At 54.9% G+C, this 14,363-nt stretch carries 10 protein-coding genes and 1 other annotated feature; of the genes, 9 read left to right on the forward strand and 1 reads right to left on the reverse strand.

The annotated features are described in order from the left end of the window. The first annotated feature begins 9 nt into the window (after positions 1–9). From hemC to ysxE, 6 genes are all read left to right on the forward strand, one after another. Positions 10–942: a hydroxymethylbilane synthase gene (gene hemC, locus N685_RS0109750; RefSeq protein WP_031407906.1), complete on the forward strand. Its 933-nt coding sequence runs from the start codon at positions 10–12 to the stop codon at positions 940–942. Continuing rightward, positions 939–1,706 (forward strand): uroporphyrinogen-III synthase, encoded by a 768-nt coding sequence (locus N685_RS0109755; RefSeq protein WP_031407908.1) that lies wholly within the window; start codon positions 939–941, stop codon positions 1,704–1,706. The genes hemC and N685_RS0109755 overlap by 4 nt, the downstream gene beginning before the upstream one ends. After that, a complete protein-coding gene (gene hemB, locus N685_RS0109760; protein WP_031407910.1) occupies positions 1,707–2,681 on the forward strand; it encodes a porphobilinogen synthase in 975 nt (324 codons plus the stop codon). A gap of 16 nt (positions 2,682–2,697) precedes the next feature. After that, positions 2,698–3,987 carry a glutamate-1-semialdehyde 2,1-aminomutase gene (gene hemL, locus N685_RS0109765; protein WP_031407912.1) on the forward strand — a complete coding sequence of 430 codons (1,290 nt, stop codon included), beginning with the start codon at positions 2,698–2,700 and terminating at the stop codon, positions 3,985–3,987. A 118-nt stretch (positions 3,988–4,105) separates the two neighbouring features. After that, positions 4,106–5,161: a stage VI sporulation protein D gene (gene spoVID / locus N685_RS0109770; RefSeq protein ID WP_031407914.1), complete on the forward strand. Its 1,056-nt coding sequence runs from the start codon at positions 4,106–4,108 to the stop codon at positions 5,159–5,161. 48 nt (positions 5,162–5,209) lie between these two features. Further along, positions 5,210–6,238 carry a spore coat protein YsxE gene (gene ysxE, locus N685_RS0109775; protein WP_031407916.1) on the forward strand — a complete coding sequence of 343 codons (1,029 nt, stop codon included), beginning with the start codon at positions 5,210–5,212 and terminating at the stop codon, positions 6,236–6,238. Positions 6,239–6,275: 37 nt separating this feature from the next. Here ysxE and N685_RS0109780 read toward each other — a convergent pair whose 3' ends face one another. After that, a complete protein-coding gene (locus N685_RS0109780) occupies positions 6,276–6,464 on the reverse strand; it encodes a hypothetical protein (protein WP_011232115.1) in 189 nt (62 codons plus the stop codon). Between the two features lie 139 nt (positions 6,465–6,603). Beyond that, positions 6,604–6,839 (forward strand) — a binding site (T-box leader). A 99-nt stretch (positions 6,840–6,938) separates the two neighbouring features. Here N685_RS0109780 and N685_RS0109790 point away from each other — a divergent pair. The 3 genes from N685_RS0109790 to N685_RS0109800 all read left to right on the forward strand — a co-directional run bounded on the left by N685_RS0109790 (position 6,939) and on the right by N685_RS0109800 (position 14,315). Further along, entirely contained in the window at positions 6,939–9,581 is a 2,643-nt protein-coding gene (locus tag N685_RS0109790) for a valine--tRNA ligase (RefSeq protein ID WP_031407918.1), read from the forward strand. 133 nt (positions 9,582–9,714) lie between these two features. Further along, positions 9,715–11,010 carry a bifunctional folylpolyglutamate synthase/dihydrofolate synthase gene (locus tag N685_RS0109795; protein ID WP_031407920.1) on the forward strand — a complete coding sequence of 432 codons (1,296 nt, stop codon included), beginning with the start codon at positions 9,715–9,717 and terminating at the stop codon, positions 11,008–11,010. A 68-nt stretch (positions 11,011–11,078) separates the two neighbouring features. Continuing rightward, positions 11,079–14,315, forward strand: coding sequence for a VWA domain-containing protein (locus N685_RS0109800; RefSeq protein ID WP_031407922.1), 3,237 nt, complete (start codon positions 11,079–11,081; stop codon positions 14,313–14,315). Positions 14,316–14,363: the final 48 nt, after the last annotated feature.

Raw genomic sequence — 14,363 nt, forward strand, 5'->3', positions numbered from 1 at the left:
TGGAACGAGATGCGGAACATTGTCGTTGGCTCGCGGCGCAGCAAGCTTGCTTTGACCCAGACGAAGTGGGTGATCAACGAGTTGAAACAGCTTGGGGCGCCGTTTACGTTTGAAGTGAAAGAAATCGTCACGAAAGGCGATCGGGTGCTTGATGTTACGCTCTCGAAAGTGGGGGGCAAAGGGTTGTTTGTGAAAGAGATCGAGCACGAATTGCTCGCCGGCGGCATCGATATGGCGGTCCATAGCATGAAAGATATGCCGGCTGTGCTGCCCAAAGGTTTAGTGATCGGCGCGGTGCCGCGCCGCGAAGATGCGCGCGATGTGCTCATCAGCAAGCAAAACCGCCCGTTGTCCGACTTGCCAACAGGAGCGGTTGTCGGCACGAGCAGCCTGCGCCGCTCGGCGCAGCTGCTTGCCTATCGCCCGGATTTGACGATTAAGTGGATTCGCGGCAATATTGATACGAGATTGGCGAAACTCGAGAACGAAGATTACGATGCGATCGTGTTAGCGGCGGCGGGTCTTGCGCGCATGGGCTGGAGCGATGAGGTGATCAGCGATTATTTGCCGCTTGACGTCTGCGTTCCAGCGGTCGGTCAAGGGGCGCTCGCCGTCGAGTGCCGCGAAGAGGATGAGGAATTGCGTGAATGGCTCAACCGACTGAACGACGAGCAAACCGAGCGGGCTGTTCGGGCGGAGCGCGCTTTTTTGCAACAAATGGAAGGCGGCTGTCAAGTGCCGATTGCCGGTTATGCCGAAGCAGACGGCGGCATGGTGCGCCTCACGGCCCTTGTCGCTTCACCGGATGGCAAAGAAAGGTATAAAGAAATCGTCACCGGCGCTGATCCAGAAGCGGTCGGCCGGCAGGCGGCCGCGATGCTCAGCGATCAAGGGGCGAAAGCGCTCATTGAGCGAGTAAAAGAGGAGTTGAGTCAATCATGACATACAGCGCGCTCGTTGGCAAAACGGTGCTCGTGACGCGTGGCAAGGAGCAGGCGGCATCGTTTTCTGCCAAGCTGCGCGCTGTCGGCGCCGTGCCGGTCGAGATCCCGCTCATTGCCATCCGACCGACGGCGCCGGAAGAAATCGCCGCTGCGGCTGGGCGGCTTGGTGAATATCGTTGGCTCATCTTCACGAGTGCCAACGCTGTTCGCTTCTTTTTTCCACATGTTTCATTGCCGCGTCCACTGCCGGAGATGGCTGTCGTTGGGCGGAAAACGGCGGCGGCGCTCGCCGAATACGGCCTTTCCCCGGCGCTCGTGCCGGACGATTACACGGCTGAACGGTTGGCTGACTTGCTTATGCCGCACGTCAAACAAGGCGATCGAGTGCTGTTTGTCAAAGGCAATTTGGCTCGTCCGACCTTGTCTGAGGCGTTGCGAAGCGCCGGCGCTGTCGTCGACGAACTCACGGTGTATGAGACCGAGCCTGATGAAAGCGGCCGGGAGCAGCTATTGGCGCTTTTGCACAGTCGGAAGATTGATGTGGTGACGTTGATGAGCCCGTCGGCGGTCGACAGCCTTGCCCGCCTTCTCGATCAAGAAGCGGACGCCCTTCTTTCCGGTGTTGCGGTCGCCTGCATTGGGCCGGTGACGAAAGAAGCGGCTGAACGGGCGGGCATTCCAGTCCATATTTGTCCGACGGATTACACGACCGATGGTATAATGGAAGCGATGGAACAATATTTTTCCATGGAGGGACGATGAATGGCACTGTCATTTGACCGCCATCGCCGTCTGCGGCAAACGGCTGCGATTCGGGCGATGGTGCGTGAGACGCATCTTCGCGTCGAGGATCTCATTTATCCGCTGTTTGTAGTCGAGGGAAGCGGCATGAAGCGGGAAGTGCCGTCGATGCCAGGGGTTTATCATTTGTCGCTTGACCGTTTATCTGAGGAAATGGACGACATCGCCAGGCTTGGCATCCCTGCCGTCATGGTGTTTGGAGTGCCAAATGAAAAAGATGAAGTCGGTTCACAGGCGTATTGCGACACAGGGATTGTTCAGCGGGCGATCCGCCAAATCAAAGCCGAACACCCAGATCTAGTCGTCATTGCCGATACGTGTTTATGTGAATATACGAGCCACGGCCATTGCGGCGTTGTCGAAAACGAGCGCGTGCTGAACGATCCGTCGCTTGATTTGCTTGTCAAAACAGCTGTCAGCCAAGCGCAAGCCGGCGCTGACATCATCGCGCCGTCGAATATGATGGACGGTTTTGTGGCCGCCATTCGCCAAGGGCTTGATGAAGCAGGGTTTGAGTATGTGCCGATCATGTCGTATGCGATCAAATACGCGTCGGCGTTTTACGGTCCATTCCGCGATGCTGCCGACAGCGCACCGCAGTTTGGCGACCGGAAGACGTACCAAATGGATCCGGCCAACCGCCTTGAGGCGTTCCGTGAAGCGGAGTCGGATGTCAAAGAAGGCGCTGATTTCTTGATGGTGAAGCCAGCTCTTGCGTATATGGACATCATCCGCGACATCAAAAATCGTTTTCCGCTTCCGCTTGTCGCCTATAATGTGAGCGGCGAGTATGCGATGGTCAAAGCGGCGGCACAAAACGGTTGGATCGATGAGAAACCGGTCGTCATGGAAATGTTGACAGGGATGAAACGGGCGGGCGCGGATTTGATCATTACGTATTTTGCTAAAGATGTCGCCCGCTGGCTGGCGGAATAAAGAGGAGGACGGAATGATGCGGAGCTATGAACGGTCAAAGGCAGCATACGAAGAAGCGGTGAAATTGATGCCAGGCGGGGTGAACAGCCCGGTGCGCGCCTTCAAGTCGGTCGGGATGACGCCGATTTTTATGGCGCGCGGCCAAGGAGCGAAAATTTACGATATTGACGGCAATGAATACATCGATTATGTGCTGTCATGGGGTCCGCTCATTTTAGGGCATGCCAACCCGCAGGTCGTGGAAGCGTTGAAGCGCGTGGCGGAACAAGGCACGAGTTTTGGCGCTCCGACATTGCTTGAAAATGAGCTCGCTAAGCTCGTCATCGAGCGGGTGCCGTCCGTCGAGGTTGTGCGCATGGTCAACTCCGGCACCGAGGCGACGATGAGCGCCCTCCGTTTAGCGCGCGGCTATACGAAGCGCAACAAAATTATCAAATTTGAAGGCAGCTACCATGGCCATGGCGATTCGCTGCTCATTAAAGCCGGCTCTGGCGTGGCGACGCTCGGCCTGCCGGACAGCCCGGGCGTGCCGGAGTCGATCGCCCAGCATACGATCACCGTGCCGTACAACGACTTGGACAGCGTCCGCTATGCGTTTGAGCGGTTTGGCGAAGACATCGCCGCGGTGATCGTCGAACCGGTCGCCGGCAACATGGGCGTCGTTCCGCCAGTGCCTGGCTTTTTGGAAGGGCTGCGCGAGGTGACGAAACAATACGGCGCTTTATTGATTTTTGATGAGGTCATGACCGGATTCCGCGTCGATTACCATTGCGCCCAAGGGTATTACGGCATTGAGCCGGATTTGACGTGCCTTGGCAAAGTGATTGGTGGCGGCTTGCCAGTCGGAGCGTACGGGGGCAAAGCCGAGATCATGGAGCTTGTCGCGCCGAGCGGCCCGGTGTACCAAGCCGGCACGCTTTCCGGCAACCCGCTCGCCATGACGGCCGGGTACGAGACGCTCCGCCAGCTGACGCCGAAAACGTACGAAGAGCTTGGCCGCAAAGCGGCGCGCCTTGCGGACGGTCTTCATCAGGCGGCGGAGAAGTACGGCATTCCGCATACGATCAACCGCGCTGGATCGATGATCGGCTTTTTCTTCACGAACGAGCCGGTGGTCAACTACGAGACAGCGAAAACGTCCGACTTGAAGCTGTTTGCCGCCTATTATCAGGAAATGGCGAATGAGGGTATTTTCCTGCCGCCGTCGCAATTTGAGGGGCTGTTTTTGTCGACGGCGCACAGTGATGATGATATTGAATATACGATTGCCGCTGCTGAGCGGGTGTTTGCCCGTCTGCGTGGATAAGGAAAGGGGCTGCCGACGGTCGGCAGCCCAATTTTTTATCATACCGCCTCTTTTCCGTTCATACAATGGATAATGTCATAGAAACCATTTGCCGAAGGGACGGAAGGAGGAGGCCCGGTTGGAGCAATCGTATTTGCGTTTTTCATTGGAAGAATCGGTCTGGTTTAAAAGAGGACAGGAAGTCGCCGAGTTTTTATCCATTTCTCTTGATCCGGTCATTTCCGTCGATGAGTACGACCAATATATTACGATCCGCGGCGCGCTTGAGTTGAGCGGCGAATTCCGCCAAGCGGACGAAGGGCAGGCCGAAGCGGATGACGACGTGTTTGAGCTGGCCAGCTATCGGTTCATTCAGCACATTGCGGTGCGCGAAGACGGGATCAGCGAACTGTCGCACCGGTTTCCAATCGATATTACGATTCCAAAAAACCGCATTCGTTCCCTTGAGGATGTATACGTGACGGTTGAATCGTTTGATTATGATTTGGATGAAAACGGAAGATTGCTGATCACTGCCGACATTTCGATCAGTGGGATCAGTGAAGCGCCGCTTGACGATGATTTGCCGGACGATGAGGAGGACGATGAGCCGCTGTTTGCCCCGTTTGAATCGATCGCCCGCAAGGAAGCGGCCGGTGAGGAAGTGTTTGCTTCGGCGGATGATCTCGCCGATGAGGCGGCTGAACAGCCCGCGTTTGCCGCCGACGAAACGCCGGTCTCCGTCATGGAGCCAGCCGCTATGCGCCATGAAGAAGCGGAGGCTGAGGAAGAAGAGGAGGCCAAAGAGCCGTTTTTGCCGCTCGAGACGGAAACGAAGGCGGTCAGCGCACAGACGGAGGAAGACATCGCTTCATTGCTGCCGCCAACTGAGGCGAAAGTATCGATCGGGGCGGCGAAAAAGGTGGCAGAGGAAGAAGAGGAAGAAGAAACGAAAACAAAAAGCGAAAATGCGCTTTACTTGACGAAGCTGTTTGCGAAAAGCGAGGCAGAAGAGTTTACGAAACTGAAAATTTGCATCGTCCAGCAAGGAGATTCATTGGACAAGATTGCCGAACGGTATGATGTGACCGTCTCGCAGCTTTTGCGCGCCAACGATTTGGAAGGCCCAGATGACGTGCACGAGGGGCAGCTGCTCTATATTCCGGCCATGGCGGGAAGCCGTCCTTTCTCATGAAAGGAACGCTTTCCGTTTCTTTTGCCGATCAGTAAGGGGGCGTAACGAATGGCCGCACAGGCTGACCGATATGAGGCTGTGCTCGCCCAGTACGGTCTTCGTCCAGAGCGCATGGAGCAGCGAGGCAAAGCCGTCAAGGTATACACGAACCGCGGTGTTTTCGCCTTAAAGCCGCTTGAAAGCGAGCAAGAAGCCGCTGCTATTTGGCAGTCTCTGCAACATGGCGGCCGCCGCTGCCTCCCATTGTACTTTACGCAGCAGCGGTCGCTGTTTGCCACAGAAGGCAGGCGCCTTTATTATTTGCAAGCATGGCATGACGGCGAATCGAAGGTAGAGAAGGATGTGATCCACACCTTTTTTCGCGAACTCGCCCGCCTCCATCGCGCCACCGTCCGCACGATCGAGGTGGGTGAGGAAGAGGCGGCGGCGTACCGAAAGCAAAAAAGGGACGAATGGCAACGGACGCGAGCCGTATGGGAAGAGCGGGTCGAACGGTACGAAGCGGCGTGGTACATGTCACCGTTTCAACTTCAATGTTGCACCTATTTTCATGAGGTGATGCGCGCGTACGCGTTTGCTGAGGAGCGGCTCGATGCCTGGGAAGAGACGCTGAAAGAGACGAAGCAATGGCGCATCGCTTGGGTGCATGGCAAAGCGCGTCTCTCCCACCATCTCCCGCCGTATTGGATCAGTTGGGAGCGGGCGCATTGGAATTCACCGCTCTTTGACGTGATCGCCGCTCTCCGTTTTCACGTGCGAACGATGCCGCCGCTGGGGCGCGAGTGGCTTGAAGGGATGGAGGAGTACGAGAAGGAGCTGCCGCTGTCCGACGGGGAGCGGGCGTTTTTATACAGCCATTTGGCGGAGCCGCGCGGGTTTGTCCGTTGTTTGGAGCGATATGAGGCCGCTTCGCGGAACGAGCGGAACGAGCGGGAATATGTGACCGCGCTGCAACGTTGTTACTGGGCGTTCAAAAACATGGAGGCCGTTGTCATGCATCTTGTCCAACGCGACGCCGCGCAGCAGGAAGAGGCGATGGATAATGAACAGCCGGCGGATGAAAGCAGCAATGGTTAAATGGATTTTGAATCCAGCCCAACAAAACGGCGTCGCACTAAATCCATTCCAAATGGAGCGCCACCGCAATGAAAACGAAGATGGCCAATAAAATGACATCAAACGTTGTTGGCAGAAAAATGGTGCGGATCGCTTGAAAAATGGTGAGCGGGATGATCACTTGGGCGCAGACGGCGCGTACTTGCCGAAGCCACGGCGGCCACGAATACGGATTGAATCGCCGCATCGACATTCCCTCCTTCTCCGGTTTACTATACAATATGAAATGTGCGATGGTTTGTCACCAAATGCACACGGATGGAATAAATAAATAAAAACTTGGCAAAGATGATGGACAATGGTAGTATAATAATCGAACGATGACGACAAAAGCGAAGACGGGGAGGAGTACAGCGGTCCGCGCCTGCAGAGAGGGAAATCAGAAGCTGCGAGATTTCCTAGGATGACGGCTGCTGGAAGGTCGCCCTTGAGCTGCTTCTTTGAACGGCGCTGCCGCCAAGTAGAGGAAGCCGGCATCATGCCGTTATGCCAATGAAGCGCTTAAGCCTCCAGGCTTAAGAAAAAAGGTGGTACCGCGAAAGCAGCTCCTTTCGTCCTTTTCGGATGAAAGGGGCTTTTTTGCTTGCCGGCGGCGCGGCATTGCCAAGCAGGAAAGCCGCCGTCGGCCGCATTGTCCATCATGTCGAAGGAGGGAATGATTATGGCACAGCATGAAGTGTCAATGCCGCCCAAATACGACCATCGCGCCGTTGAGGCGGGGCGTTATGAATGGTGGCTGAAAGGCAAGTTTTTTGAAGCGACCGGCGATCCGGACAAACAACCATTTACGATCGTCATTCCGCCACCGAACGTCACCGGCAAACTGCATTTGGGGCATGCGTGGGATACGACGCTGCAGGACATCATTACCCGCATGAAGCGGATGCAAGGCTATGACGTTCTTTGGCTTCCAGGGATGGATCATGCCGGCATCGCCACCCAGGCGAAAGTGGAGGAAAAATTGCGCAGCCAAGGGCTGTCGCGCTACGATTTAGGCCGGGAAAAATTTTTAGAAGAAACGTGGAAGTGGAAGGAAGAATACGCCGGCCATATTCGCAGCCAATGGGCGAAGTTAGGGCTTGGCCTCGATTACACGCGCGAGCGGTTTACGCTGGATGAAGGGCTCTCCAAAGCGGTGCGCGAAGTGTTCGTCTCGCTTTACCGGAAAGGGCTCATTTACCGCGGCGAGTACATCATCAACTGGGACCCGGTGACGAAAACGGCGTTGTCGGACATTGAGGTGGTTTATAAAGAAGTAAAAGGCGCGCTCTATCATTTGCGCTATCCGCTCGCTGACGGCTCGGGCTACATCGAAGTGGCGACGACCCGTCCGGAAACGATGCTCGGCGATACGGCTGTTGCGGTTCATCCAGATGATGAGCGATATAAGCACTTGATCGGCAAAATGGTGAAATTGCCGATCGTCGGCCGCGAAATTCCGATCATTGCCGATGAATATGTCGATATGGAATTCGGCTCCGGGGCGGTGAAAATTACGCCGGCGCACGACCCGAACGATTTTGAAATCGGCAACCGCCACAACTTGCCGCGCATTCTCGTCATGAATGAAGACGGCACGATGAATGAAAACGCCATGCAATACCAAGGGCTTGACCGGTTTGAATGCCGGAAGCAAATCGTCCACGATTTGCAGGAGCAAGGCGTCCTGTTTAAAATCGAGGAGCACGTGCACTCGGTCGGCCATAGCGAGCGGAGCGGCGCGGTCGTTGAGCCGTATTTGTCGACGCAATGGTTCGTGAAAATGAAGCCGCTCGCTGAAGCCGCCATCAAGCTCCAGCAAACGGACGGAAAAGTGCAGTTCGTGCCGGAGCGGTTTGAAAAAACGTACTTGCACTGGCTGGAAAACATCCGCGACTGGTGCATTTCGCGCCAGCTTTGGTGGGGGCACCGGATTCCGGCGTGGTATCATAAAGAAACGGGGGAAATTTACGTCGACCATGAGCCGCCGAAAGACATTGAAAACTGGGAGCAAGACCCCGACGTGCTTGATACGTGGTTCAGCTCGGCACTTTGGCCGTTCTCGACAATGGGGTGGCCGGATACCGACTCGCCGGACTACAAGCGCTATTACCCGACCGATGTGCTTGTCACCGGCTATGACATCATTTTCTTCTGGGTATCGCGCATGATTTTCCAAGGGCTTGAATTCACCGGGAAGCGGCCGTTCAAGGACGTTCTCATCCACGGTCTCGTCCGCGACGCCCAAGGACGGAAAATGAGCAAGTCGCTCGGCAATGGCGTCGATCCGATGGATGTGATCGACCAGTACGGCGCCGATGCGCTCCGCTATTTCTTGGCGACCGGCAGCTCGCCGGGCCAAGATTTGCGCTTCAGCACGGAAAAAGTCGAAGCGACGTGGAATTTTGCCAACAAAATTTGGAACGCCTCGCGCTTTGCCTTGATGAACATGGGCGGCATGACGTACGAGGAGCTGGATTTGAGCGGCGAAAAAACGGTCGCCGACCATTGGATTTTAACGCGCTTAAACGAAACGATCGACACGGTGACGAAGCTCGCGGAGAAATACGAATTCGGTGAAGCCGGGCGCACGCTGTACAACTTTATTTGGGACGACTTGTGCGACTGGTACATCGAAATGGCCAAGCTGCCGCTGTACGGTGATGACGAGGCGGCGAAAAAGACGACGCGTTCGGTGTTGGCGTATGTGCTCGACAACACGATGCGCCTGCTTCACCCGTTCATGCCGTTCATTACCGAGGAAATTTGGCAAAACTTGCCTCATGAAGGGGAATCGATCACCGTTGCTCCGTGGCCGCAAGTGCGTCCCGAACTGTCGAACGAAGAAGCGGCTGAAGAAATGCGGATGCTTGTGGACATCATCCGCGCGGTCCGCAACGTTCGCGCTGAAGTGAACACGCCGCCGAGCAAACCGATTGCGCTCTACATTAAGACAAAAGACGAGCGCGTGCGGGAAGCGCTTTTGAAAAACCGCGCTTATTTGGAACGGTTCTGCAATCCGAGCGAGCTGGTCATCGACACCGATGTCCCGGCGCCGGAAAAAGCGATGACCGCTGTCGTCACCGGAGCGGAGCTTATTTTGCCGCTTGAAGGGCTGATCAATATTGAAGAAGAAATCAAGCGGCTTGAAAAAGAGCTTGACAAGTGGAACAAAGAAGTCGAGCGCGTCGAAAAGAAACTGGCCAACGAAGGCTTTTTGGCGAAAGCGCCGGCCCATGTCGTCGAAGAAGAGCGGCGCAAGCGGCAAGACTACATCGAAAAACGCGAAGCGGTGAAAGCGCGTCTCGCTGAGCTGAAACGGTAGACAAACGATTGTTTGGTTGATTATGATGAAGACGAATCCGCCATCATGCGGGTTCGTCTTTTTCGCTGGCGGAAGCTGCTTGGCCCATCGCCAGCCTTTCGATCTTGATCTTCTCAAGGGAGGAGTCGTGAATATGATCCGCACATATGAGGAAGCCGTCGCTTGGATTCACGGGCGGCTGCGGCTTGGCATGAAGCCGGGGCTAAAACGGATGGAATGGATGATGGAAAAGCTCGGCCACCCGGAACGCCGCGTCCGCGCCGTCCATATCGGCGGAACGAACGGAAAAGGGTCGACGGTCGCTTATTTGCGCTCGATTTTGCAGGCGGCGGGGTATTCGGTCGGGACGTTCACTTCGCCGTATGTCGAGCAGTTCAACGAACGGATCAGCGTCAACGGCGAACCGATCCGCGATGAAGAGATCGTGGAGCTTGTGCAAACGATCCAACCGCTTGCGGACGAATTGGAACGGACAGAACTTGGCGGGCCGACCGAGTTTGAAGTGATCACGGCCATGATGTTGTATTATTTCGGCAAAAAACAGATTCAAGATATTGTGCTCATTGAAGTCGGGCTCGGCGGCCGCTTGGACTCAACCAACGTCATTTACCCGCTCGTTTCCGTCATCACGAACGTCAGCTATGACCATATGAACATTTTAGGCGATACGCTCGGACAAATTGCCGCCGAGAAAGCGGGAATCATCAAATCCGGGGTGCCGCTCGTGACAGCCGTCAACGAGCCCGAGGCGTGGGAGGTGATCGCCAAGACGGCCGCGGAGCGGAAAGCGAAAACATATCGTCTCGGCGTCGATTTCATTGTTTCCGACCGGCAGGCGACGGTGGAAGGGGAGCAGTTTTCGCTTGTCACGCCGTTTTCTGAATACCGCGATGTGCGCATTCACATGCCCGGCGCCCATCAAGTCGAAAACGCGGCGGTGGCGGTGATGGCGGCCGAACTATTGCGGCTTGGCTATTCGTTTTTGATCGACCCGGAGCATATCGCCGATGGGCTGGCTGCAGCTGCTTGGCCCGGCCGGTTTGAGCGGGTGAGCGACAAACCGCTGATCATTCTCGATGGCGCCCATAACGAAGCCGGGATTCGCTCGCTCGTGGAGACGGTGCGCGCCCATTATCCGGACAAACGCGTCCATGTCTTGTTTGCTGCTTTGGCGGACAAGCCGCTTGAGCGGATGATTCAACGGCTTGATGAGCTCGCGGATACGATCACGTTTACCACGTTTGATTTTCCGCGCGCGGCAGCAGCGGAACAGTTGGCGGACCTTTCGTCTCATCCGCAGAAAGCGGTGACAGGTGATTGGATCGGCTGGGTCGATGGGAAGAAAAACCGAATGGGGAGAAATGAGTTGCTGCTCATTACGGGATCGCTTTACTTTATATCTGAAGTGCGAAAACGTTTAAAAAAATAATGCCAAGCGATGAAAAGGCTTGATATAATGGAAGAAAGATAGTCCTTTTGGCGTGGGAGGGGAGGCGCATGGAGCGGTGGCGCGGCTGGCTTTTATGGGGAATGTTGTTTTGGCTGATGACAAGCCTATGGCCGATGAAAGCAGGTGTTGTGTATGCCGATCAAACAGAGGGGGCCATTACGTTCGTTTCGGATGAGAAGATCGAGGGATGGGCGACCGCACCAGGGAGCGGCAACGGGCAAGGGAACAGCATTCGCTACTTTATGATTCGCATTCAGCCGAAGGAACAAAGCGGCGCGGCAGTCAGCTACCGAGCCGAAGCGGTGGAAGCGCCGGCGGACCGAAACGGGGAGAAAAAATATACGTTTTCTCTTGATATGCGCGGGAAGTGGCCGTCGGCTTCGGGAACAAGGGCGACTTACCAAATCACTGTCGATGCGTATCGCGTGTTGGGAAATGGAAAAGAGGATGTGTATTTTTCATTTCCACAGATGCCTTATCTATATACGAGGCAAATGGAGGCGAGCACGGCGAAATTGGATTTTTCCCTTGCGTTTTCACAGCCGGAATACGCTAAGCCGCCGAACGGCGATGCCCAAGGCCGGCTCGATGTGACGCTCATTCCACAAGGGGCCGTTTCGTCGCCCGTCCGTCCGCCGATCGATGTGGTGTTTGTCATGGACGTGTCAGGATCGATGACGACGACGAAGTTGCAAAGTGCGAAATCTGCTTTGCAATCGGCGGTTAATTACTTTAAGTCCAATTATAATCAAAATGACCGTTTTGCCCTTATTCCATTTTCTGATGAAGTGCTGTCAACAAGCGTCGTCCCGTTTGGCTTGAAATCCAATGTAACGAGTCAGCTCGATGCCATCTTGGCTGCTGGAAACAGCTTGACTGCCAGCGGCGGAACGAACTATTCGGTTGCTTTGTCTCTTGCCAAGTCGTATTTCAATGACCCAACAAGGAAAAAGTATATCATTTTCTTAACCGATGGCATGCCGACGGTTTTGAATACAACCGATACGATTACGTATCGGGAGGTCAAACCGAAATTTTGGGGCGGATATCAGTATACAGGGAATAGAGTGACCGATTCTCTTTCGGTCACATACGAATTGTACAGTGATGGACGGACTGCCGGTATCCGTTTTACCGATAACAAAGGATATTCTCGCCAATTTTACAGCGATGGGCAAGATTATGTTAATGGATGGCGGGTGTCTTGGGATAACGGCTATTCATTCACTTACAGCAGCATTGAAGGGAAAATCCGAGCCGATGCCACAGCGGTGGCGAAAATGCTTGGAATGAACAATATTACCCTTTATTCGATCGGTTTTGGCAGCAACACTGAAGTCGATATGAGCTTTTTGCAGACGCTGTCCGCGACTGCTGGCGGCGAGGCGCGGCAAGGAACGACGCAAAATTTGACCGCCTTGTTCCAACAGTTTTCCCAGCTTGCCACCACGCCGGCGATCACCGGAACGATCCGCATCCCGCTTTCGTCGTTTGGCGGCAATGTCGCTGTTGCGGAAAACGGCCAAGTATGGCTGGATGAAAACAAGCAAAACGCGTATATTTCGTTTTCCATCCCATACCAAGTTGGTCAAGGCACTCCGGCGCCGGTGACAATTCCCATTCCTCTGTTATTTAAAGCAAAAGGGACATATACGTTCACTGCTGAACTGACGTATCGGGATGTGTATGGCCAACCACAGCCGGCTGTGACGAAAACGGTGACAATCACTGTCAAAGACGAAGCGACGCCATCGTTCACGGGCACGGTGAAGCTGGAAGGATTAACCAATAAAGTCGACAGCTTAATCAAACGCGGAGCCACGGATGGCGACGACAGTCGCTTCCGTGTCACGTATTCGTTGTCGCTTGTCGGATATGTTGGCAATGCGACAGGAACGGTCAGTAATGTGAGCATTGTCCAAGAACTCCCCGATGGCATTTCCGTTGTTCCAGATGGCAAAGTCTCAACCTTTGAAAATAACGGCAAGCGTTATGCCCAATGGTCGTTTGCCAACCAAACGTTTGACTATAGCCAGCTCAACAAACTGACGCTCTCGGCGCAGTGGGTGATGCAAGCAGATTTTGCCATGAGTAATGTCCAATTGCCGCCAGCTGTCGTGACATTTACCGACAGCCGTTATGGTGTACAAACGTCGACGCTCTCTCCGCCGGCGGAACGAATCGGTATGAAAGTTCGCCTGGATGATTTCCCAAACTTTTACTATGAGGGTGATCAGAATGGTCTTGTAAACAAGTGGCAATTCACTTCTGCTTCATCTACCATTGTTGGGACAACCAAACACCCGAATTCATATGGATTGTTGACGTTGCCTGTCAAGGCTTTGCAATATGACCCGAATGATGATGGCGTGCTGCTTGTCACGTACAGCAATGGCCAGACGGTGCCGGTGTACATTAAGCCTCATCTTTCCGTTGTGACAGCCAATGGCGTCGTACCAAACGGAGCGACGACTTATGAGGCGCCGATCGTTAAAATCGCCGGGTTGGTGGCCGGTGAAGGGGTGTCATATCAGTACCAAGCAGTGCGAAATGGGGTGGCATCCGCTTGGACACCGCTCTCGTCGCCGTATGTTGTTGCCATTTCCAATGACGGTTCCTACACGGTGAATGTGCAGGCGTCAGGGGGATTGACGAGAGGAACGGGTTTAGCGAGCGCGACGTTTACGTATACAAAGCTGATTACAGAACTGAAGCTTGGTTCATATCAAGCAACGATGAATGTCGGAGATACGCAGACGATCTCGGTGACGATCGTTCCGAGCGACGCGACGAACAAAACGCTTGCGTGGACATCAAGCGACCCGAATGTCGCATCCGTAGATCAAAACGGCACGGTGACAGCGCGAAAGCCTGGAACGGTGACGATCACCGTCCGCGCGACTGACGGCAGCAACGCGTCGGCATCGGCGGTCATCAAGGTGATGAATCCGTACGTGGCGCTTCAAGGTATGGAGTTCCGCAACCCGATCGTACGCATGAACGTTGGCGACCGGCTGGAGGTGGCGCCAGAGCTCCGCTTTATTCCGGAAAATGCAAGCGACCGAACGCTCCGCTCTGTTGCATCGTCTGACCCGCGCTTTGTCAATGTTGTCCAAGAAAATGGCCGATGGTATTTGGAAGCAGTGGACGTCGGCTACGCGGTTGTGACGGCGACCGCCAATGCGAGAACGCTGGATGGCAGGCCAATTCAAGCCTCAGTGTGGGTCTTTGTCCAACCGCGTGAAGATGAGGGGGGAAGCGGCAGCAGTGGTGGGCGTTGGTGATGATGGAAAAAGCGGCCTCCTGAATTGGAGAGCCGCTTTTTTTCATTG

It is taken from the genome of Geobacillus vulcani PSS1 (assembly GCF_000733845.1).
Taxonomy (GTDB): domain Bacteria; phylum Bacillota; class Bacilli; order Bacillales; family Anoxybacillaceae; genus Geobacillus; species Geobacillus vulcani.